The sequence below is a fragment of the Candidatus Sulfurimonas baltica genome (assembly GCF_015265455.1).
Taxonomy (GTDB): Bacteria; Campylobacterota; Campylobacteria; order Campylobacterales; family Sulfurimonadaceae; genus Sulfurimonas; species Sulfurimonas baltica.
The window spans coordinates 658449-681661 of record NZ_CP054492.1; the positions used below are offsets into that span (position 1 = coordinate 658449).

Consider the following 23213-nt stretch of genomic DNA (forward strand, 5'->3'; position numbering starts at 1 on the left):
GTTTATTAAATATAGACCTTTATATGCTACAAATCTACACACAATTCACAAATTTTAAATTTATATAATAATTTCTTTGCATTGCTACACTCATGCTATTCTCTTATCTTAAGATTGTAATGTTTAAAAATGCAGAGAAGGAAAATATATGAAAAAACAGTTACTTTTTAGTGCTATTACAGCAGGACTTATTTGTTCAGTTAACGTTCAAGCAGCTGAAGACTTAAGTACTATGTTTAGTGAAGGTAAGACAAGCGGTCAAGTAAGAATGTTCTACGTTGATAGAGAATATCAAGGAAGTTCAGGAACAAACAACCAACGTAATTCAATGGCTGTTGGTGGTCATTTAAAGTTTGAAACGGCTGATTATAATGGTCTTAATTTTGCAACTGCTGTTTATACAACTAATGATATAAACTTATTTGATTATTCAGACAATGCATCTGAAGATTCTCTTAAAAAAGATCCAACTCTTTTAGGGCCAGATGGCTCTTACTCAATTTTAGGTGAAGCTTATGTAGGTTACAAAAGAGGTAACACTTCATTTAAATATGGTCGTATGTCATTTGACTCTGCGATGATGGGTGGCGATGATGCAAGAATGTTGAAAAACTTGTTTCAAGGTTATGTTTTAACTAATAAAGATATTACTAATGTAAATATCCAGTTAGCTCACATAACTAAATTTGCTCAAGGTACATTTGGTAATGTTTATGGTGCAGGCGGAATATTAGGAGCAACATCAGGTTATTCAGCTCATGATGCTACAAGTCAAGTTGGCAGTTTTAAAAATATGGGTGAGTATGCTGTTGGAAAAAACACTAACGGTGTTACATCTTTAATGGCTACATATAAAAATGGTAATTTTAAAGCAAAAATCGGTGATGACTATGCACACGATTTATATAATACAATCTACGCAGATGCTTCAATCTCATGGACATGTTTATTTAGTGACAAAGTAAAGCCTTTTTTTGCTGCGCAAGCTATTAAGCAAAACAGTGTTGGTGATAAGTTGATGAAAGATTCAGGTTTGGGTGGAAACGGTGAAATTGATTCTTCTTACTGGGCTGGTAAGTTTGGTGCGAAGGCTGGCGGATTTACAGGTTATGTTGCATACTCTACAACAGGCAAAAACAGTGCAACAGACAGCTCTTATAAAAATGCAATTATTACTCAATTTGGTGGTATGCCGGCATTTACTCAGGGTATGGTAACGCGTCATCAGTTTTTAGCCGGTACAGACACTACAAAATTTGGAGCTTCTTACAGTTTTAAAGAGATGGGAACAAATGCTTCATTGGCTGGTTATTATGCATCATTTGATATGGATGCAAATTCTGGTTATGGTGGAACAAGAACAGCTACTGAAGCAGGTTTTGATGCTATATACTATCCTGCATCTGTTAAAAACCTTCAATTACGTTTTCGTGGAAATTTTCCAAGAGACTTCGCTGGTTCTGATGCAACAACTACGACCGGTTGGAACGAGTATCGTCTAATCGCAAACTATAATTTCTAAAGGAAATAAGTATGAAAAAAGAACTTGTTGAACAAATCAAGGCAAATCCTGATTATCAGACTCTAGTTAAAGCTAGATCTGGTTTCGCGATTAAACTATCAATAGCTATGCTTGTTGTGTATTTCACATTTATATTAACAATCGCATTCAACCCAGCTGCTCTTGGAGCTCCTTTATCAGCTGACTCAGTTACAACAATCGGTATTCCGATAGGTATGGCTGTTATCGTATTTGCCTTTATATTAACAGGTATTTATACTAAACGTGCAAACAGTGAATTTGATGATTTAAATAATAAAATCAAAAATTCTATAAAGGAAAACTAGATGAATAGAATTTTTTTATTTTTAATACTAGGTACTATTGCAGTTTTTGCTTCTGGTGCTATAGAGGGTGAGATACAAAAACAGTCACTTAATATGTCTGCAATCGTAATGTTCTTACTATTTGTCGGCGGTACTTTAGGTATTACTTACTGGGCAGCTAAACGTACAAAATCTGCAAAAGATTTTTATACTGCTGGTGGTGGAATTACAGGTTTTCAAAATGGTATGGCAATCGCTGGTGACTACATGTCAGCTGCGTCATTCTTAGGAATATCTGGTCTTGTTTACCTTAAAGGTTACGATGGACTAATCTACTCTATCGGTTTTTTAGTTGGTTGGCCAATTATCCTTTTTATGATTGCTGAGCCTCTTAGAAACTTAGGTAAATATACTTTTGCTGATGTTGCTTCATACAGACTTCGTCAAGGTCCAATCCGTACTTTAGCGGCTTCTGGTTCTATCGCAACTGTTATTCTTTACCTAATCGCTCAAATGGTTGGTTCTGGTAAACTTATCCAGCTTCTATTTGGTCTTCAGTATGAAGTAGCGGTTATTCTTGTTGGTGTATTGATGGTTTTATATGTAACTTTTGGTGGTATGCTTGCAACTACTTGGGTACAAATAGTAAAAGCATTCTTATTACTTTCAGGTGCAACATTTATGGCAATCGCTGTTATGGCACACTATGACTTTAGTTTTGGTGCTCTGTTTGCTCATGCTACAGAACTTAAAGGTATTGAAATTATGAGTCCGGGTGGACTAGTTTCTGATCCTGTTTCGGCAATATCTCTTGCAGTCGCTCTAATGTTTGGTACAGCTGGTCTTCCACACATTTTAATGAGATTTTTTACAGTTGCTGATGCTAAAGAGGCTCGTAAATCAGTTTTCTATGCAACAGGTTTTATCGGTTATTTCTATATTTTAACTTTTATTATCGGTTTTGGCGCAATTGTTATGGTTTTTCAAAACCCACAATATTTAGATTTAGCTAAACAAGCTATTAGCGGTGGTTCTCCAATTCTTGGTGGAAACAATATGGCTGCAATTCACTTATCACATGCAGTTGGTGGTGATTTCTTCCTAGGCTTTATATCAGCTGTTGCATTTGCAACTATTTTAGCTGTTGTATCTGGTCTTACTCTTGCTGGTGCATCTGCAATAAGTCATGACTTATATGCATCTGTTATCATGAAGGGTAAAGTTGATGGTATCAAAGAGATGAAAGTATCTAAAATAGCTACTATTATTCTTGGAATTATTGCTATCATTATGGGTATTATGTTTGAAAAACAAAATATTGCATTCGTTGTTGGTCTTGCTTTTGCTATCGCTGCATCTGCTAACTTCCCAATTTTATTCCTTTCTATGTATTGGAAAAAATTAACTACACGTGGTGCTGTAATTGGTGGTTCTTTAGGTCTTGCAACAGCAGTACTATTAGTTATATTAGGTCCAATCGTATGGGTACAAATTTTAGGAAATGCTGAAGCAATTTTCCCTTATAAATACCCAGCATTGTTCTCTGTAACTGCGGCATTTGTTGGTATCTGGTTCTTTTCTATTACAGATAGCTCACATGATGCAGAAAAAGAGAGAGAAGCTTTTGAAGCTCAATATATCAGAAGTCAAACTGGTATTGGTGCAGAAGGCGCTAGTGATCATTAATAGTCCGCGAAGGAAGAGTAATCTCCCTAGCTTCGCTTGGGCCGCTGAGGCCACTGAAGTTAGCCTCTTTTGAGGCTAATTAAATATGTGGGGTTGATTTTATTATGAGTATTTTAGACCAGAGAAAACTTATTGAGTCTATTCATCCATTTGAATTGTTAAGTTCTACTACTTTAGACAATCTTATGAAAAAAATTGATATAGCATATTATCCTAAAGACACACTTCTAATCTCAAAAAACCTCCCATCTATTGCATTTTATATAATCATTAAAGGTTCAGTTGCTGAATTTATAGATGATGAGCTTCACAACGTCTACAGCGCAGGTGATAGTTTTGATGCTGATGCACTAATATATGACAAAAGTGAAGGTAAATTTATAGTAGATGAAGATTTGGTTTGTTACGAGATAAAAAAAGAAGATTTTATCGATTTAATGCAAAACAAAAAAGTCCAAGGTTACTTTTTACAAAACTTTGTGACCCGTCATCAACATTTAAAAGATTATGATGCACAGAGTGATTTGACGCCATTTTTAATGTCAAAAGTATCAGATATGTTTTTACATACTGCTTGTATAGTAGATAAGAGTGAAACCATATATGATTCTGTAGTTAAAATGAAAGAGTTAAAGACAAGCGTTGTTATAGTCGAAGATAGCTCTGTATGCTATGTTGTTAACGATACAGACATCAGAGATAAAGTCATACTTGGCGGTATAGATGTTCATAGTCCTATTGGTATAATAGCTTCCAACACTGTTATTAGCATAGATGTAAATGACTTTTTATTTAATGCTCTTTTGCTTATTACACACAATGAAATAAAAAGAGTTGTAGTAATGGAAGATGGAAAAATTAAAGGTGTTTTAGAACAGCTTGATTTATTGAGTTATTTCGCTAACCACTCCCATTTGGTTGCAGTACAGATAGATAAAGCTAAGAGTGTAGATGACCTTAAAAATATTCAAAATGATTTAAAAAATCTTTTAATAGTTTTGCATTCAAAAGGTGTTAAAGTACGCTATATCACCAAACTTGTCTCAACACTAAATATTAAGATATATAAAAAAGTTTTTGGCATGTGTTTGGATAAGTCTCTTCACGATAAATGTGCTTTAATCGTAATGGGTTCAGAGGGAAGAGAAGAGCAGAGTGTTAAAACAGACCAAGATAATGCACTTATTGTAAAAGATGGTGTTGATGTTGAACTTTTTCGAGAACCAATGATAAAGTTAAACCATTATTTACTTGAACTTGGTTTTCCAATATGCCTGGGCAATGTAATGGTTAGCAATGAATTTTGGAGAAGAGATGTAAGTGGCTACAAGTCTCTTATTGATCAGTGGATTACAAGTTTAAGCGAGGAAGGTTTACAGCAATTGAGCATATTTTTAGATGCTAAGTGTGTTGCTGGAAATAATGACTTGTTAGGTGAACTCACAGATTACCTTCATCATAGTTTTCACTCTCGTGATGATGTTTTGGCGCATCTGGCAAAAGCTGTTTTGAGTTTTGAAACACCTTTGTCTCTTTTTTCAAGTTTCGTATTAGAGAAGAGCCATAACAATAAACTTGACTTAAAAAAAGGCGGTATTTTCGCACTAGTTCACGGTATAAGAACATTGGCTCTTCAATATGAGATCCATGAGACTAGCACTATAATGAGAATAAAGGAGTTAAACAATAGAGGTGTAATTGATAAAAATTTTGCAACAGAGTTGATGGAGAGTTTTGACACATTATCATCTATTCGTCTAAAAGCGATGCTAGAGGCGAAAAGCTTAGAGGAGAGTAACTATATAAATCCTAAAAATCTGCAAAAAATCCAGATGGATTTACTCAAAGATAGTTTTAAAGTTATAAATAAGTTCAAAAAATTTATGAGCTTTCATTTTCATTTAAATATGGTCGGATGATGTTATATTCTCTTTTTGATAACTACAAGAGGAAGCGAAACCTGGCAAAATTAAAGGATAATGGCTTTTCATATCTTTTTGATAAAGATGAGAGTGGTGAGTATGTTGTTTTCGATACGGAGACAACAGGTTTAAACCCAAAAGAGGATGAAATCCTATCTATTGGTGCAGTTAAGATAAAAGATAATAAAATACTGACATCACAAACTTTTGAGGTGTATGTTAAAAATTCTAAAAAGATAAGTTCTAAAAGTATAGAGATTCATAAAATCAGACCATGTGATTTAGAAAATGCTAGAAACAGCAAAGATGCGGTTAAAGAATTTTTAGAGTTTATAGGTTCACGTCCTCTTATAGGTTACTATTTAGAGTTTGATGTAAGTATGATTAATAAGTATGTAAAGCCAATCCTTGGAATTACTTTACCAAATGAGATGATTGAGGTTTCCGAGATATATTTCAATCAGAAAATTACTTTGATACCTCAAGGAAATATTGATTTACGCTTCGATACAATACTAAAAAATTGTTCGTTGCCAAACATGGGTTCGCATAACGCAGTTAACGATGCTATTATGACTGCCATGATTTATTTAAAATTAACACAAAACAAAGGAAAATAGATGTCAAAACAAGTTTTTAAACCAAATAAAGAGTTCTCTAAAAATGCACGCATAAAAAACATGTGTGAATACCAAGATTTACAGGATTTTGCAGCTGAAGATTATGAGGGTTTTTGGGGTTCATATGCTAAAGAGAAATTAGAGTGGATTGAGCCGTTTACTAATGTGTTGGATGAGAGTAATGCTCCATTTGTTAAGTGGTTTGACGGTGGAAAACTAAATGTTTCTTCACAATGTATTGACCGTCACTTAGATTCTCGTAAAAACAAAGCAGCTATCATATTTGAAGGCGACAGAGGCGACAAACAAATCATAACTTACCTTGAGTTATATTACAATGTAAATAAATTAGCGAATCTTTTAAAAGAGGACTTTGGTGTTCAAAAAGGTGATAGAGTTGTTATTTATATGCCAATGATTCCTGAAGCTGCTTATGCGATGCTTGCATGTGCAAGAATAGGTGCAATTCACTCTATTGTTTTTGGTGGATTTTCTTCTGAAGCACTTAAAGATAGAATCGAAGATGCTGAGGCAAAAGTTGTAATTACTGCAGATGGAGCATATAGAAAAACTAAACCTTATATGTTAAAGCCAGTTGTCGATGCAGCTATTGATGAAAACTCACCAGTAAAAAAAGTTTTAGTTGTTGAGAGAAATAACGAAGATGTTACGTGGGTGGCTGGAAGAGATTACTCATATAATGAACTTATAAAAAATAAATCAGGTGTATGTGAGCCTGAGGTTATGGATGCTGAAGACCCTTTATTCTTACTATACACGTCTGGTTCTACAGGTAAGCCAAAAGGTGTTCAGCACAACAGTGCAGGGTATATTCTTTGGGCTCAAATGACTATGGAATGGGTATTTGATGTAAAAGAGAACGATACTTACTGGTGTACTGCCGATGTTGGTTGGATTACTGGTCATACTTACATAGTATATGGACCACTTGCAATGGGTGCTACAACTGTAATGTTTGAGGGTGTTATTACTCACCCTGATGCTGGACGTCCTTGGAAAATGGTTGAAGAGCACAGAATTAACCAGTTCTATACAGCTCCAACTGCTATACGTGTGCTTCATAAGATGGGTGAGCATGAGCCTGCTAAATATGATCTGTCTAGCTTAAAAGTTTTAGGAACTGTTGGTGAGCCAATTGATCCTCCTGCTTGGAAATGGTACTATGAAGAAGTTGGTGCTTCTAAGTGTGCTATAGTTGATACGTACTGGCAGACTGAGACAGGTGGACATGTAGTATCACCACTTCCGGGTGCTACACCGATTAAAGCAGGATGTGCAACACTACCACTACCAGGAATTATGGCTGAAATTTTAGATCCTGCAACAGGTGAATTAGCTGAACCAGGTGAAACAGGATACATGTGTATAACTCGTCCTTGGCCTTCTCAAATTCGCGGTGTTTGGGGTGACCCAGAGAGATATATTAAATCATATTTCGGTGATGTAAAAAAAGATGGCAAAGCTGTTTATTTTACAGGTGACGGAGCACGTTATGATGAGGATGGCTACATCACAATCACAGGCCGTACAGATGATGTTATTAATGTTTCAGGACATAGAATGGGAACAGCTGAAGTTGAAGCTGCAATCAAAAAGCATCCTAACGTAGCTGAGGTAGCAGTTGTAGGTAAACCACACGATATAAAAGGTGAGGGTATCTTTGCTTATATTGTGTTAAAGTCAGACAAAGGTGTTGCTGATGAGGTTGAAGAAGTTAAGGCAATTAATAAAGTTATTCAAAAAGAGATAGGTAATATTGCTCTTTGTGATGACATGGTATTTGCTCCAGGACTTCCTAAAACTCGTTCAGGTAAAATCATGAGAAGAATTCTACGTGCTATTGCGAAAGGCGAAGAGATTACTCAAGATATTTCAACACTTGAAGATCCAAGTATTGTTGAAACAATATCAACTATGGTGAATAAATAGATATTATTTAGTTACATGTAGGGAATAACCTACATGTAAAAATGATATAATTTCATAATTAAACAACAAAGAGTTATTATGGAATTATGTGTTGCCCTCGACTTACCCACAAAACAAGAAAATTTAGATTTAATCCACAAAATAAAAGATTATGATGTTTGGCTAAAAGTTGGACTTCGTACATATATTCGTGATGGTGAAGACTTTTTACTTGCTATTAAAAAAATAAACCCTGATTTTAAAATATTTTTAGACTTGAAACTTTATGATATTCCTAATACCATGGCCGATGCAGCAGAGTCTATTATGGGGCTTGGAGTTGATATGTTTAATATTCATGCAAGTGCTGGAAAACGTGCTATGAAAGAGGTTATGGAGAGAATTAGCTCATATGAAAACAGACCGATAGTTTTGGCAGTAACGGCACTTACATCTTTTTCAGAAGAAGAGTTTTGTGAAGTGTATGAAAAAAGTATTGCTACGAAGGCTGACCAATTCGCAAAAGATGCTTATGATAGTGGTTTAGATGGAGTAGTGTGTTCAGCTTATGAGAGTGAATCTATTAAAAATATTACAAGTAAAGAGTTTATGACTTTAACTCCTGGAATCCGACCTTTCGGTGAGGATGCAGGTGACCAGCAAAGAGTAGCAGATGTTGAGTTTGCTCTAAATGCACAAGTAGATTTTATTGTGGTTGGTAGACCTATTTATAGAGCCCAAAATCCTGCAACAGTAGTAGAAAAGATTTTAAAAAAGCTCTAACTTTCTTTTATTACCCTTTGCATTAATTCTTTAAATTTTGGATGCTCTTTGTCCAATTTCATTAAAATATTATTTTTATTGATTTTATAAGTTCCTGTTGAATTAATAAAGATATCTGCTTTGAGATCTACTCTAGTGTTTAAATCTAAGATTTTAAAACTAAGATTATCAAGAATCAATGGCGGCTTGTTCTTTGATTCAAAATAACTAAGAACCATATGGTACTGCCCAGTATATTTTTCATAAGCAGTAGTTATAAAAAGTTTATCTTTAGAAAAACCAAGTTTTAAAAGTGTAAAGTACTTTATAATGGCGTAGTCCTCACAGTCGCCATAACCACAAGTCAAAAACTCTTTAGGAGTTTCCCAATAGTCACTTTTGTTATGATTTACCATGTCAGATTTTGTAGGTAATTGATTTAAATAAAAATTTACTCTGTCTAACCGTTTTTGGATAGGCAGTTTTTTTAATGATTCTATAGTCTCAGTATAATCAAGTGCTCTATTCTTAGCAACTTGCCCTGAGTGTTTTTTTATATTGTTTAGTTCATACTTTGTAAAATTAGGATAGTTTGAGGCATAAACAATGGTACATGTAAAAAAAAATGATTTAAAAATTTTAATATTCATTAAGCCTCCATTAATTGAGTAATCATATGCAACAATAGTTCCATAAAATTACGATTTTATTTTTTATTTTTTATTTTTTCTTTGAGGTTGTCATATTGTTTAAAATTATTAGCAATTTTTGTTAGTTTATACTCTTTATCTATCTTGTAAACACCACTTGAATTGATAAATATGTCTGCCTCTAAATCTACTCTTTTTTCTATGTCTAAGATTTTAAAACTAAGATTATCTAAAATAAGTGGTGGCTTATTCTTATCTTTAAAATAACTAAGAACCATATGGTAGCCCCCATAGTATTTTTCGCGTACTGTAGTGAGAAATAATTTTTCTTCTTTAAATCCTAGTTTTAATAGTGTGAAGTATTTGATTATTACATAATCTTCGCAATCTCCATAACCAGTAATTAAAAATTCTTTTGGAGTTGACCAGTAATCTTCTTGCTTTTGAGTTATTGCGTCATATTGTGGTAAAAGTTTGTTTAAATAAAAATTTACTTGTATTAATTGTTTAGATTTTGGATATTTTTTGAAGAGTGCAATACTTTGTTCATAGTCAATAATTCTGTTTTTAGAAATAGAGCCTGATTTTTTTTCTATATTATGTAACTCTTGAATTGTAAAGTTAGGATAGTCCGAAGCATTAATTATGGAAAAAAAGAACACAAATATAAATATTTTGATATTTACTCCTCATATAAACAATACTGAAATTATACACTCTTTGTATAAAAATATTTCTACATGTAATCTTAAAATTATATAATTAAGCTAATTGTTATAAATATATGATTATAATCACGGTCTTCAAATGGACGAGTGGGTGAGCGGCTGAAACCACATCCCTGCTAAGGATGCGTACGGGTAACTGTACCGAGAGTTCGAACCTCTCCTCGTCCACCACTTGAAGACCCTCAAAATAGGCATTCTTAAAACTCTCATAATTAATTAATCACTTAAAGACGACAAAAAGACGACATATTCTATATTCAAACTATACAACATTATTTATCATTTAGGTATGAATATATTGGGATTTCATACGAGAAACAGAGATGAATAACAAAAATTAAATAAATCTATTAAGAAAGATTTTTACTATATTTTAGATAGACTTATTATAATAATTTAAAGTGAGTGCAGTTTATATGAACGAAGCCAAAACAAGAACTAATTTAATTAATGATGAGTTAAGCAAGTGCGGGTGGAATGTTCAAGATATTACGAAAGTAATTGAAGAGTATGTCATTGAACTTGATGATGACTTGCCACCATTTTTTGATAGAACTAAAAGATTTGTAGATTATGCTCTTAAAAATAAAGCTGGACAAATCATAGCTATCGTTGAAGCTAAAAGAGAAAATAAATCTGTTGGAAGTGCTAAGACACAAGCAGAGTATTATGTTCGTAGAATAAAAAATGTTCAAGGCTTTGCTCCATTTGTTTATATCACTAACGGGCTTGAAATAGAATTTTGGGATAGTGAAAATTTTCCTATACGAAAAGTCCTCTCATATCATTCATTGGACGATTTAGAAACTTACAGAAAACGCAACGAGAACAATATAAAATTATCTCCTGAATTACTCAATAAAGATATAGCAGGAAGATACTATCAAGTAAATGCTATTACTAAATCACTTGAAACCCTAAACAATAAACACAGAAGTATTTTATGGGTAATGGCTACGGGAACGGGTAAGACAAGAACGATTATCTCCCTTGTAGATATTTTACTTCGTCAAGGCTACATTAAAAGAGTTTTATTCTTAGCAGATAGAAGAGAATTAGCTCGTCAAGCTATGGACAACTTCAAAGAGCATTTACCAAATCAATCACGAGAACGCATAGAAGCTGATAGTTTTGAAAAAGATAAAAGACTGTATGTATCAACTTATCAAACTATGATGAGCTTACTCAAAAAGACGGAGATATCACAAGGCTTTTTTGATTTAATCATAGCGGACGAAAGTCATAGAAGTATTTACAACTACTATGGACAACTATTTTTAAAGTTTGATGCCATAAAGTTAGGTCTTACAGCTACCCCAGTTGATTTTATAGATAGAGATACATTTCAGTTTTTTGGAACAGATAGAGGCAATCCAACTTTTGCTTACACCTACGAAGAAGCTATAAAAGACGACTTCTTATCTGATTACGAAGTTATGAGTGTTCAAACGAAGTTCCAAGAAGAGGGAATTAAATTTACTCTCCTTTCAAAAGAAGAACAAGAAAAGTTAAGAAACAGCGGATACATAGAGGAAGATATAAACTATGAGGGTTCAGCCATTGAGAAGATGGTTATCAATGATGACACGAACAGAAAAATTCTCACTACTTTTATGGAAAACTGCTACATACACCCAATATCAAACCTACCATCAAAAACGATTATCTTCGCAGTGAGCAAAAAACACGCTTATAGATTAGAGACACTCTTTAACGAACTATTTCCACAGTATCACTCAAAGGTGGCTAAGGTAATCGTTTCGGAGCTAAACAATACAGAAGAGCTTATCAAAGAGTTTAGAGATGTAAATAGTGGCTTCAATATAGCTATATCAGTTGATATGCTTGATACTGGAATAGATGTTCCAAGTATTATGAACCTTGTGTTTGCTAAGCCAGTTTTCTCTCGTGCTAAATTTTGGCAAATGATAGGAAGAGGAACAAGACTTTATGACGAAGAGTTTTTAAAAGAGAAATTCGTAATCTTTGACTTTTGGGGTAATTTTGATTACTTCAATGAAAATCCTGAGGGGTTTGAGCCAAGTGAGCAAATAAGTCTCAATAGAAAACTTTTTAATGAAAATATGATAATGTTAAAATCACTTCAAGGTGAAGAGTTTGAACATATCAAGCAAGAGATAAAATCTCAAATAGAAGCACTTCCAAGAGAGGACTTCTTCATTAAATCAAAAGCTTCGCTTCTAAGTAAAGTGAATAACGATTTTTACAACAATCTAAGAGACAACCTTATGGCTCTTGGAAACATTTCTGAGCTTGTAGATAGACTTGAAGTGAAAGAACCGCAAGAACTACAATTTCGCATAAAAGTGAAAAAACTTCAAAATGTAAAAATCAAAGAAGACACTAAACTTATTGAAAAATATATCAATAGCATTTTAGTAGATATTGAAAAGCTTCGTATCAACAAAAGTATATCCGCTGTCAATACTCATAGTGAGCTTTTAGACAAAGCAAGCGAGGGGCGATACTGGTATGAGATGGATTTTACATCTACCAATGAGATAACAGACATCATCGCACCGCTTATGAAGTATAAATCAAGAGCTGAGATAGTTGTAGGGCATTTCGATTTAGAGGATTTTATAGATACCACTAAGATAAAAAGCGTGAAACCGCTTCATAGCAGTGTTGAGCTAAAAGCTTATGAAGAGCACATACGAAAAACCATTCAAAAGATGGTAAATGAAAGCCCGACATTACAACAGTTGTTTGTTGGAGCTACACTAAGCGATGAAGAGATAGAACTACTCAAAAATGAGCTACTCAAAGAAGATATAGAGGTAGAAAAGCTTAGTGAGATATACGAGTGTAAGTCATATGACTTGGTTGAGATATTTAAAGCCATTATAAACAAGAAAGAGTATAAACTTCCGCATCTTTTAGATAACTTTCTTCGTAATCATAAACTCACATCTTCACAGATAGATTTTATAAAAGCTATAAGGCATTATGTGGAAGAGAAACACGACATAAATAGAAAAGATTTAATGACAAATCCATTCACAAAGTTCCATAAAATGGGAATAATGGGAATGTTTCAAGGCTCACTTATGAATGAGCTGGTAGAGATAATTGACGATAAGGCAGATGTTAAATGATAGGAAAAGTTCCTAATGGGTGGAGAGTTGAGAAACTTGAAAATCTTTGTGATGTATCTACGGGCAAAAAAGATGCTAATCACGGTGTAGAAAATGGACAATATTTGTTTTTTACTTGTGCCGCCAAACCAATAAAGAGTAATACATATAGTTTTGAAGGAAAGTCAATCATTCTTGCTGGAAATGGTGCTAATGTTGGATTAGCATTGTATTATGATGGTAAGTTTGAGGCTTATCAAAGAACTTATATTCTCAATAATTTCACAGAAAATTCAAGATACATATTTTACAATTTAAAACGATACTGGATTGTTCATAACGAAAGTAAGCAGTTTGGTTCTGCTACAAACTATATCAAAATGGATAACATAACGAAATATCCAATTCTAATTCCACCACTCCAAAAACAAGAGAAGATAGTAAAAGTTCTTGATATTAGCTCTGCTTTGATAGAGAAACAAAAAGAGCTTATAGCGAAGTATGATTTGTTTTTAAAATCAAAGTTTATAGAGATGTTTGGCGATCCTATTAAAAATCCTATGGGGTGGAAGATTGAAAAACTTGATAAATTTACTACTCTTGTATCAAGTGGTTCTACTCCAAAAGGTGGGCAAAGTTCTTATTTAGATGAGGGAGAAATAAGATTTATCCGAAGTCAAAATGTTAGAATGAATGAAATGGATTATGACGGTATTTATTATATTTCAGAAGAAGTTTATACTAAAATGAAAAGAAGCCAAGTCAAATTTAATGATGTATTATTAAATATTACGGGTGCTTCAATCGGCAGAACAGCTATTTACAAAGATACTACAAGAGCAAATGTAAATCAACACGTTTGTATCATTAGACTTACTGAACAGTTAAATAATGAATATCTTAGCTTTATGATTTCTACTGATAGTTTTCAAAATCAAATTATTTCCAATCAATCTGGGGCTACAAGAGAAGCCTTAAATTATACTCAGATTAAAAAGTTCAATATTCCATATCCACCAATATTACTACAAAATAAATTTGCTTCAATCGTTGAAAAAACAGAGAAAATAAAAGAGCAAGAAGTTAAAAAGTTAGAGCACTTGGAAGTTTTACATAATAGCCTTATGGATAAAGCTTTTAAAGGTAAGGTCTCATAAATGGGTGTAGCAGAAAAATTTCAGAATTTTTGTTCAAATATACGAATTTCAGATACAAATGTTTCAAATATTTCGTATCGATATAAGCAAATTACTAAACGATTAAATACTGATTTTTATGTTAGCACATCAGAAACAAACCATAGTTTATATGTAGGTTCATATGGAAGAGATACAGAAATTCATATCAGTGATATAGATATGCTTTTTATATTGCCGTATGATGTTTATGTTCAATATGATAATTATAAAGGTAATGGGCAATCAGCCTTACTACAAGCAGTAAAAAACTCTATACAAAAAACATATAACTCATATATAAAAGCTGATGGACAAGTAGTTAAAGTTGATTTTACTGATGGCATAAATTTTGAGATTGTTCCTTGCTTCATTAACACAGATAAAAGTTATACTTACCCTGACAGCAACAATGGAGGCTCTTGGAAAACTACCAACCCAAAACCTGAAATAGAAGAAATAAGACAAGCAAATATTTTATATAACAAAAATTTAAAGCAGTTATGTCGTATGGCAAGAGCTTGGAAAGATAAATGGGATGTTCCAATGGGAGGATTACTAATTGACACATTGGCATACAACTTTATAAAAACTTGGGAAAACAAAGATAAATCATTCTTGTATTATGACTTTATGACAAGAGATTTTTTAAAATATTTGAAAGAACAAAATGAAAACCAAAGCTATTGGTTGGCAGTTGGTAGTAATCAATATGTATGGCGAACAGGCAAATTTGAATATAAAGCCTTACAATGCTATAACATAGCAATAAAAGCAATAGATTATGATACTAATGGAAATGAATATTCAGCAAATGAAAAATGGAGAGAAATTTATGGCACTAAATTCTAATATGGAAGTTTTAGAGGCTCAGATAAGAGAACTTTTTGGGCGAACAGTATGGACGCATAAAACACAAGAAAAATGTGCGGATATACTAAATGCGAGAAATCATACTATTAAAATTATTCAGATTGTCTTATCGGCATTAACTACAACTGGTATATTGATTACAGTTTTTGGAGATAATGATGTAGTTGGAATTATATCTGCGATTATTTCAACAACTCTACTTATTTTAACAACCTATATAAAAAATTATAATTTAGGACAAATAGCTCAAAAACATTCTGATGCCGCAATAAAATTATGGAACATTAGAGAAAAATATTTATCACTTTTAACAGATATTAAAATTAATGCTATGACAGAAGCACAAATTCGAGAGCAAAGAGACATATTACAAAAAGAGCTTTTTACTGTTTATAAAGGTGCTGAAAGAACAATTAATAAAGCTTATGATGAAGCTTCCAAAGCATTGAAACAAAATGAAGAGCTAACTTTTAGTGATGAAGAGATAGATAATTTCTTGCCTGATAAGCTTAGAAAAGGTGGGAAATAGTGGCGATATTTAAACTCGATAATGATAATTTTAAAAAAATAGAGCAAACGCAATTCTCTAACGAGGGTATATTAGAAAGACAACATATTCAAAATGCTCTTAAAAAGCAGATAGATGTCATAGCTCCTGATATATTGATTATTTCAGAAGAGTTTTCCGAATGGAGCGATAGCAAACGAAGAATAGATTTACTTGGTATAGATAAAGATGGAAATATAGTTGTAATCGAACTCAAACGCACTGAAACTGGTGAGCATATGGATTTACAAGCTATACGATATGCTTCAATGGTTTCAACACTTACCTTTGTTAGAGCAGTAGAGATTTTTAGCAAGTATCTTATTTCAATAGAGAGTGAATTAAATGCCGAAGATGAGCTGTTAAGTTTTATTGGAGACAATAAAGATAATTTTGCTTCGGATGTTAGAATTATTTTGGTTTCAAGTGATTTTTCCAAAGAGCTTACAACATCTGTAATGTGGCTCAATGAAAGAGACTTAGATATTCGCTGTTATAGGCTTATACCTTATAAACATAATGAAGATATTTTGATAGATGTTCAACAGATAATCCCACTACCTGAGGCAGAGAGCTATCAAGTAAAAGTAAGAGAGCAAAAAGAAGAGCGAAGAGAAGTGCTAAGAGGAGCAAGAGACAATACAAAGTATAACTTCAATGGAGAAGTTGGTCTTGGAAAAAGAGGTATTGTCCGTAGTGTATGGCTAAAATATATAAAAGATAATCAAGGTATCTCTTATGAAAAATTAACACAAGATTTTCCAAGTGATATAAGAGGACGATTATTTGTTGAAATCGAAACTGCTCTTGAACAACAAAGAAGAGATGGTAATGGCTTGGCAAGATACTTTGTTGAAGACGATGAACTACTACAAATTGGGGATAAAAAATATACTATTTCTAACCAATGGGGAAAAGGTAATATTGAAAAGTTTTTAGAGTATGTGGGTAGATTAGGTTATGAGATTGAAGAGATTTAAAAGGAAATTGTGAAATGAATGAAACAAGCATACTAATATATCAAAGCGATGATGGTAAAACAAAGTTAGAAACACGACTTGAAAATGAAACAGTGTGGCTTTCCCAAGAGCAAATGGGTGAGCTTTTTCAAAAAGCCCGTTCTACTATCAATGAACATATTAAAAATATATATGCCGAAAATGAGTTAGAAGAAGATGCAACTATGAAGAAATTCGGAATATCCGAATTTGCTAAAAAGCCTACTAACTTTTATAATTTAGACGTGATTATTTCAGTTGGATACAGAGTGAAATCACTTCAAGGCACAAAGTTTCGTCAATGGGCTACCACAAGGCTCAAAGAATACATAGTAAAAGGTTTTACTATGAATGACGAAATGCTTAAAGAAGTTGGCGGTGGAACTTATTTTGATGAACTACTTGCTCGTATTAGAGATATCCGTTCATCTGAAAAAGTTTTTTATAGAAAAGTCTTAGATATTTATGAAACAAGCATTGATTATGACGCAAAAGCGGAAACTTCTATAACTTTTTTTAAAACTATCCAAAATAAAATGCACTTCGCTGCTCACGGTCATACTGCTGCTGAAATTATTTTTCAAAGAGCAGATGCGACCGAGCAAAATATGGGGCTAACTACATTTAAAGGTGCAAAGCCAAATAAGCAAGAGATACAAATCGCTAAGAACTACTTAAATGAAGAAGAGCTAAATATTTTAAACCGTATTGTTTCAGCTTACTTGGAACTCGCAGAACTTCAAGCTTTAAACCGCAAACCAATGTATATGAAAGATTGGATAGAGAGACTTGATGAGTTTTTAAAAATGAGTGGAAATGAAATATTAACTCATAAAGGTTCTCGTGGTCATACGCAAGCAATAGAAAAAGCAAAAGCAGAATATGAACTCTATAAAGAACAAACAAAAAATGAATTATCAAGAGTTGAGAAAGATTTTATAGAGCATATCGAGAGCTCTCAAAAAGAGATAAAAGGAAAATAAGTGTTCATAAGAAGCGAAGTAAAAAGTAAAATCGACAGTATTTGGAACAAGTTTTGGAGTGGCGGTATCGCCAATCCGCTTAATGCGATAGAGCAGATAACAGCACTTATATTTTTAAAAATGCTGAGTGAAAAAGATACGCAAAAAATATCACAAGCTTCATTTACTGGAGAAGACTATGTGTCTATCTTTGAAAATGACAAACAAGCTAAGTGGGATAACTTCAAAGAGTTAGATAGTGTGAGTATGCTGAATACAGTTCGAGATGTGGCATTTCCTTTTATCAAAAAATACAACGAGGGAAGCGAGTTTAACAAATCACTTAAAGACTTAGCTTTTATCATTACAAAGCCATCACTACTAAGCGAAACAGTTGAAGCCCTTGAAGAGGTTTTTAGTATCCTTGAAGAGGACGATAAAGGCTTTATGGATAGCTTAGGGGATATGTATGAGTATCTTTTATCTGAGATAAGTTCAAGTGGTAAAAATGGACAGTTTAGAACTCCAAGACACATAATAAAAATGATTACTCAGCTTGTTAATCCACAAATTGGCGAAAGAGTATTTGACCCAAGTGTAGGAACAGCAGGATTTTTAGTAAGTGCTTATACTCATATGCTTCAACCATACACAGAAAAAGAGGGAAGATTAGGAGCTAATCTAACTGATAGCAACTTATGGGATAAGCTCTCAAATGATACATTCTTTGGTAATGACAGCGATATATCTATGATACGAATATCTATGATGAATATGATGCTTCACGATATAGAAAATCCACATATAAAACAAGTTGATACACTTGGAAAAGGCTACACTGAAAAAGACAAGTATCAAGTCGTTTTAGCTAATCCGCCATTCAAAGGGAGTATTGATAAAGAGGACAAAAGTGAAGATTTTAGTATCTCTTCTACTAAAACAGAGCTTCTTTTTGTGGATTTAATCACAAGGGTTTTAGATATTGGTGGTCGTTGTGGTGTTATCATTCCCGATGGTGTTTTATTTGGTAGTTCTAATGCTCATAAGACCCTCAGAAAGAACCTCTTAGAGAACAATGAGCTAAAAGCTGTTATATCTATGCCAAGTGGTGTATTTAAACCATATGCGGGAGTATCAACAGCAGTTTTAGTTTTTGTAAAAGGTGGCTCAACTGATAAAGTTTGGTTCTACGATATGGAAGCAGACGGATACAGTTTAGACGACAAGAGAAACAAAATCGAGCAAAACGATATTCCAAATATTATAGAAAAATATAAACAAAAAGACACTGCCGAATATAAATCTACGAAAAAGCACTTTTTTATTGATGTCGCTGATATAGTAGCAAACGATTATGATTTATCTATCAATCGCTATAAAACTATTGAATATGAAGAGATTGAATATCCACCTACTAATGAGATTTTAGGGGATATCGAAGCACTTTCAGTGAGTATCAATAGTGATTTACAAGAGTTGAAGCAACTCTTATAGTAAATATACACTATTAATTTAGGAGCGGTGATTTATGAAACATCAGTCGCTAACGCTCTTTTACGCAATAATTCATTGAAAAAAAGACATTTTTAATAAATTATTAGAAAAAGCTTGTGTTATGGATGATTTATTGGTATAATATCATTAACATAAGCAAGATTTATACATTTAAGAAGATTTTAAGATTTCTTACGCTACAATTCTCCTTACAATAAAACATTCTTCCCCCAACGATAAAAACTTTAATTGTGAAGTTTTCTATCCGAACCAAGAAATGTAACTCATTATTATCACTATTTAAAAATTGCCCGTAGCAATTTCTAATCAGTATATATATCAAGATTTAAAATAAAATTATTGATTATATTTAAGTGGAAAGTTCATAACCCACTATAAACCCTGTCTGATTAACTGCAAAAAATGTATTTTGAAACACATTTAAAAACCTATCTTTCTGTATCTACCATTATCAAAGTTAAAAAAAAAGGCTTGATTATGAAAAAGCAGTCATTAAACAGCTCACAGACTAAAAAAACAACAACAACACTAATGCAATGGGTAGGAGGCAAAGTAAGACTTGCTGACAAACTTGTTGAAACACTACCTGAAACTTACAACAACTACTTTGAACCTTTTATCGGTGCTGGCTCTTTGTTCTTCAAAGAAGTTCCTGAAAATGGTTATATAAGTGATATGAACTATGAGCTTATTAATTGCTATAAAATTATTCAGTCTAATGTCGAAGAATTAATTGTTGATTTAGGAAAACACGAATTTAACCTTGATTACTATATGAGGATTAGAAGTCTTGACAGAGATTTAGAGGTATTCAATAAACTAACTGATATTGAAAGAGGCAGTAGATTTTTGTATTTAATGAAAGGAGGCTATAACGGACTTTGGAGAGTTAATCAAAAGAACCAAAATAATGTAGCTTGGAATAAAAAGACTGATTTAGAGTTTGACTATGACTATATAAGAGAAGCCAGCAAAAAGCTTCAAAATACGGTTATAGAGCATAAAGATTTTATGTGCATCAAGGATAATATTCAAAAAGGCGACTTTTGTTATTTTGATAGTCCATATGACAATTCAACAAATGAAAAATCTTATACAAAGGAGGGGTTTGGAGTTAAAGAACAAGAGCAGCTGAAAGAGTTGTGTGATTATATCGACAGCATAGGAGCTTATTTCTTACTATCTAATAGTTGCACCGAAAGAACTTTAAACTTATATAGTAAATATAGGATTGAATACATAAGTATGAAACAGAATATTAGCTCTAATAAGGATAAGCGAGTGAATACAACAGAAATATTAGTAAGTAATTACACTAATCAAAGAGCAGTAAATAATCAAATCAATAATGTGGAGGTGGCAATTTAAAAAAGAAATCTACATTTAATATAGTTTTACTTGACATTGGTTTAAGTTTAGGTTAAGATTACATTAAGTTAAATTTAAGTTTAGCTTAAAAAATAAAAAGGATATAAAATGAAGAACTGGTCTGAAACATATTTCACAAGAATTAAGCTGACAAAAAAGCAACATAAAGAAAATAATGTTTGGTTTGAAAAAACCATTAATAATTTAGAAGATAATAGACTATTGAAAGTGCCAACATTAGGAAAATTTTTTAATAAACAAGGTAAAGAAACAGACGGATATGGTAATTTGAAATATGATTATTTTGTAGCTGACTTTTCAAACATAAAGGTATCATAATGACAGAGGCACAAATAGAAGAGTATGATTATTATAAATGAGCATTAATTGAAGCACGAGCGTTTAAGATTGATTTAGAAAAAAAATTAATAGAGACAGAAGAAGATATTGATACTTTTATAGAAGAAATGAATAGTATTGTCAGTGAAGATAAAGATAGGATTTATTATCCAAATATTCCATTTAGACCATATTGAAGAAAAAATCACAATAAATAGCTTAAAAATAAAGAAAACTTAAATTCTTTTTAAAAAGAGAATTCCCATAGATAGGGGTTTTTTGGCTAATTTTTTGTAGTTAAATCATAAAATAGCTTTTAAATAGCTTAAATAAAAAAGAAATTTGATAAAAAGTTTTATAATAATTTAATCTATACAAAATATAGAAAATATAAAAAGACCTGAGATACGGCAAAGGAATAAAATGGAAGATTTAAAACAAGAAGCTAAAAAAGTTGATATAAAAATGTCTAATGCGAATATAGCACCAGTTGAAAAAGAGAATATATTTGATTTACTTGCCATTGAAGAGCAAGAAAATGAGCAAGCTTTTTTAAGTCATACAATAATTGCAAAAATCAGTGGTTATAGATTGAGCAGAGACGAGAACGACAGAGTAATAAAATGCCAAATCCAGAACAAAATGATTGATAAAGATACGGGAGCATTAATTAATTTTACCTTTACACTCAATGCCGAAGCAGGAATTATCAAAGAGAGTGAAGTTAAGGGAATGGTTGGTAAAACAATCAAAACAGTTGACATTGTAAGATATACAGACATAAATAAAAATTCTATGGGGCAAGAGATTTCACGAGAGCATAGATACGGCGGTCAATGGGCAAATATGATTGTAATTCCAAATTCTAATGTAGAAAGCTATGAGTTAAATACTTTTGTAGATATTGAACTAACAAGTGTATCTAATGCTCTTAAAAAAGGAAACCCGACTGGCGACGTAAAACTTATATCAATAAAAACAGAAAATGATGGCAGTGTAAAAACATTTGAGTGCAAATTGAAGCACAATAAAATCGGAAAGAAACTTGATAAAGCTATGTTCAAACCAGTCCTGGGAAGAAAAATCAGAATAAATAAAATGACTGATAACCGTATCAATGGAACAACTTATTTTTCAACAGAAGATATGCCTGCATTAGCATAAAGTTTATATATGTTCTAAATATAAAAAGGTTGATAAAATGAAAATAAACTATACACAACTTTCTCTAAATATAAATAAAAAATTGAAAGTTGATTTGAAAGAATTATTAAGAAAAGACACAAAATATAGTTCAATAAAAGATTTACTAAAAAGTGAAATAAAAAACTTTATTTATGAGAATGAGTTTTATAAAAAAAGTGCAGATTACAACAAAATAAACGAAGAATTAATGAATGTTGAAATACTAAAAAAATATAAAAATAAGTTGCTTGAAATAACGAAGGAAGATAATGAATTTTTTAATATGAAAGAAATAATTCTATATATAATAAAGAATTATGTAGATAAGAAATAGAAATTTTAAAAATATTTATAATGTAAATGTTTGACGTAAAAATTAAATATTTTTGTAAGAAATTTAGCGAAACAATGAAGAAGAAAATTAAAAAAAATAGGCAAATAGCCAAAAGGAATTATCAATGATTACTATTTATATTAGAGAACACGGAACACATAACAGAGGTTGGAGTTTTGATTTCAATGCAGATTTAAATAACTATACAAGTTCTGAAAGTTTATTGGAAGATTTATACGAATATACAAGAGAGAAAATTGAAGCAAATGGTTTAACATATGAAGACGAAATGGAAGAGTGGCTGATTACTGATTGGGAAATTGACAACAGTGATTTTAATATGCAGTTTGACGAATATTTTAATCTTGATAAGTTGATAGAAATAAATGCAAAAATGAATGAATTAAACGAAACAGAAATTAAATTAGTGAGTGCTTTAATGAATAACGGAAGCACATTTCAAGAAGCTATTGAGAGTTATGAAGACACTTACTATTTTGAGGGAACACTTGAAGATTGGGCTTATGAAATGGTTGAAGAAGGTTTGTTCGGTAATATAAACGAAAAATTAATGTTTTATATTGACTATCAAAAACTTGCGAGAGATTTAAGCTATGAGGGCTATGTGGAAGATAATAATATATCTTTTTGTATGAATTAAAAAATAAAATAAAGGCCCGAAATATGGCAAAGGA

Annotated in this window: 21 protein-coding genes and 1 tRNA gene; 20 read left to right on the forward strand and 2 right to left on the reverse strand. The window is 32.1% G+C overall.

Annotated features, from left to right (window positions below; all coding sequences use genetic code 11):
* Positions 1–148 precede the first annotated feature (148 nt).
* The 7 genes from HUE88_RS03270 (at position 149) to pyrF (ending at position 8767) form a co-directional block, all read left to right on the forward strand.
* The gene (locus HUE88_RS03270) at positions 149–1522 is read left to right on the forward strand and encodes an OprD family outer membrane porin (protein ID WP_194371026.1); all 1374 of its coding nucleotides are present in this window, start codon (positions 149–151) and stop codon (positions 1520–1522) included.
* 11 nt (positions 1523–1533) lie between these two features.
* A complete protein-coding gene (locus tag HUE88_RS03275) occupies positions 1534–1848 on the forward strand; it encodes a DUF485 domain-containing protein (RefSeq protein WP_194371030.1) in 315 nt (104 codons plus the stop codon).
* Positions 1849–3513, forward strand: a complete 1665-nt coding sequence (locus HUE88_RS03280; RefSeq protein WP_194371032.1) for a cation acetate symporter — start codon at positions 1849–1851, stop codon at positions 3511–3513.
* A gap of 104 nt (positions 3514–3617) precedes the next feature.
* Positions 3618–5432 (forward strand): putative nucleotidyltransferase substrate binding domain-containing protein, encoded by a 1815-nt coding sequence (locus tag HUE88_RS03285; RefSeq protein ID WP_194371034.1) that lies wholly within the window; start codon positions 3618–3620, stop codon positions 5430–5432.
* On the forward strand, positions 5432–6055 hold the full coding sequence (locus HUE88_RS03290; RefSeq protein ID WP_194372499.1) for a 3'-5' exonuclease: 624 nt from the start codon (positions 5432–5434) through the stop codon (positions 6053–6055). Before HUE88_RS03285 ends, HUE88_RS03290 begins: the two co-directional genes overlap by 1 nt.
* Positions 6056–8005, forward strand: a complete 1950-nt coding sequence (acs, locus tag HUE88_RS03295) for an acetate--CoA ligase (protein ID WP_194371036.1) — start codon at positions 6056–6058, stop codon at positions 8003–8005.
* Positions 8006–8083: 78 nt separating this feature from the next.
* Positions 8084–8767, forward strand: coding sequence for an orotidine-5'-phosphate decarboxylase (gene pyrF, locus HUE88_RS03300; RefSeq protein ID WP_194371038.1), 684 nt, complete (start codon positions 8084–8086; stop codon positions 8765–8767).
* Here the strand turns inward: pyrF and HUE88_RS03305 are convergent.
* Together HUE88_RS03305 and HUE88_RS03310 are read right to left on the reverse strand one after the other, a co-directional pair.
* Positions 8764–9396 (reverse strand): transglutaminase-like cysteine peptidase, encoded by a 633-nt coding sequence (locus HUE88_RS03305; RefSeq protein ID WP_194371040.1) that lies wholly within the window; start codon positions 9394–9396, stop codon positions 8764–8766. The genes pyrF and HUE88_RS03305 overlap by 4 nt on opposite strands.
* A 56-nt stretch (positions 9397–9452) precedes the next feature.
* A complete protein-coding gene (locus HUE88_RS03310; RefSeq protein ID WP_229860140.1) occupies positions 9453–10058 on the reverse strand; it encodes a transglutaminase-like cysteine peptidase in 606 nt (201 codons plus the stop codon).
* 147 nt (positions 10059–10205) lie between these two features.
* On the opposite strand from HUE88_RS03310, the gene HUE88_RS03315 reads away from it, so the two are divergent.
* From HUE88_RS03315 to HUE88_RS03375, 13 genes are all read left to right on the forward strand, one after another.
* Positions 10206–10295 (forward strand) — tRNA-Ser (locus HUE88_RS03315).
* A 245-nt stretch (positions 10296–10540) separates the two neighbouring features.
* Positions 10541–13243, forward strand: coding sequence for a type I restriction endonuclease subunit R (locus HUE88_RS03320; protein ID WP_194371042.1), 2703 nt, complete (start codon positions 10541–10543; stop codon positions 13241–13243).
* Positions 13240–14379 (forward strand): restriction endonuclease subunit S, encoded by a 1140-nt coding sequence (locus tag HUE88_RS03325; protein WP_194371044.1) that lies wholly within the window; start codon positions 13240–13242, stop codon positions 14377–14379. The genes HUE88_RS03320 and HUE88_RS03325 overlap by 4 nt, the downstream gene beginning before the upstream one ends.
* A complete protein-coding gene (locus HUE88_RS03330) occupies positions 14380–15249 on the forward strand; it encodes an SMODS domain-containing nucleotidyltransferase (protein ID WP_194371046.1) in 870 nt (289 codons plus the stop codon).
* Positions 15233–15799 carry an SLATT domain-containing protein gene (locus tag HUE88_RS03335; RefSeq protein WP_194371048.1) on the forward strand — a complete coding sequence of 189 codons (567 nt, stop codon included), beginning with the start codon at positions 15233–15235 and terminating at the stop codon, positions 15797–15799. The genes HUE88_RS03330 and HUE88_RS03335 overlap by 17 nt, the downstream gene beginning before the upstream one ends.
* Positions 15799–16797 carry a PDDEXK family nuclease gene (locus tag HUE88_RS03340; RefSeq protein ID WP_194371050.1) on the forward strand — a complete coding sequence of 333 codons (999 nt, stop codon included), beginning with the start codon at positions 15799–15801 and terminating at the stop codon, positions 16795–16797. Before HUE88_RS03335 ends, HUE88_RS03340 begins: the two co-directional genes overlap by 1 nt.
* Positions 16798–16811: 14 nt before the next feature.
* Positions 16812–17798, forward strand: a complete 987-nt coding sequence (locus tag HUE88_RS03345) for a virulence RhuM family protein (protein WP_194371052.1) — start codon at positions 16812–16814, stop codon at positions 17796–17798.
* Positions 17799–19271 carry a type I restriction-modification system subunit M gene (locus tag HUE88_RS03350; RefSeq protein WP_194371054.1) on the forward strand — a complete coding sequence of 491 codons (1473 nt, stop codon included), beginning with the start codon at positions 17799–17801 and terminating at the stop codon, positions 19269–19271.
* Between the two features lie 423 nt (positions 19272–19694).
* A complete protein-coding gene (locus tag HUE88_RS03355) occupies positions 19695–20660 on the forward strand; it encodes a DNA adenine methylase (RefSeq protein WP_194371056.1) in 966 nt (321 codons plus the stop codon).
* 108 nt (positions 20661–20768) lie between these two features.
* Positions 20769–20999 carry a hypothetical protein gene (locus tag HUE88_RS03360; protein WP_194371058.1) on the forward strand — a complete coding sequence of 77 codons (231 nt, stop codon included), beginning with the start codon at positions 20769–20771 and terminating at the stop codon, positions 20997–20999.
* Between the two features lie 423 nt (positions 21000–21422).
* Positions 21423–22163, forward strand: coding sequence for a hypothetical protein (locus tag HUE88_RS03365; RefSeq protein WP_194371060.1), 741 nt, complete (start codon positions 21423–21425; stop codon positions 22161–22163).
* A 37-nt stretch (positions 22164–22200) separates the two neighbouring features.
* Positions 22201–22518 (forward strand): hypothetical protein, encoded by a 318-nt coding sequence (locus HUE88_RS03370; protein ID WP_194371062.1) that lies wholly within the window; start codon positions 22201–22203, stop codon positions 22516–22518.
* Positions 22519–22642: 124 nt separating this feature from the next.
* The gene (locus HUE88_RS03375; RefSeq protein WP_194371070.1) at positions 22643–23179 is read left to right on the forward strand and encodes an antirestriction protein ArdA; all 537 of its coding nucleotides are present in this window, start codon (positions 22643–22645) and stop codon (positions 23177–23179) included.
* Positions 23180–23213 lie beyond the last annotated feature (34 nt).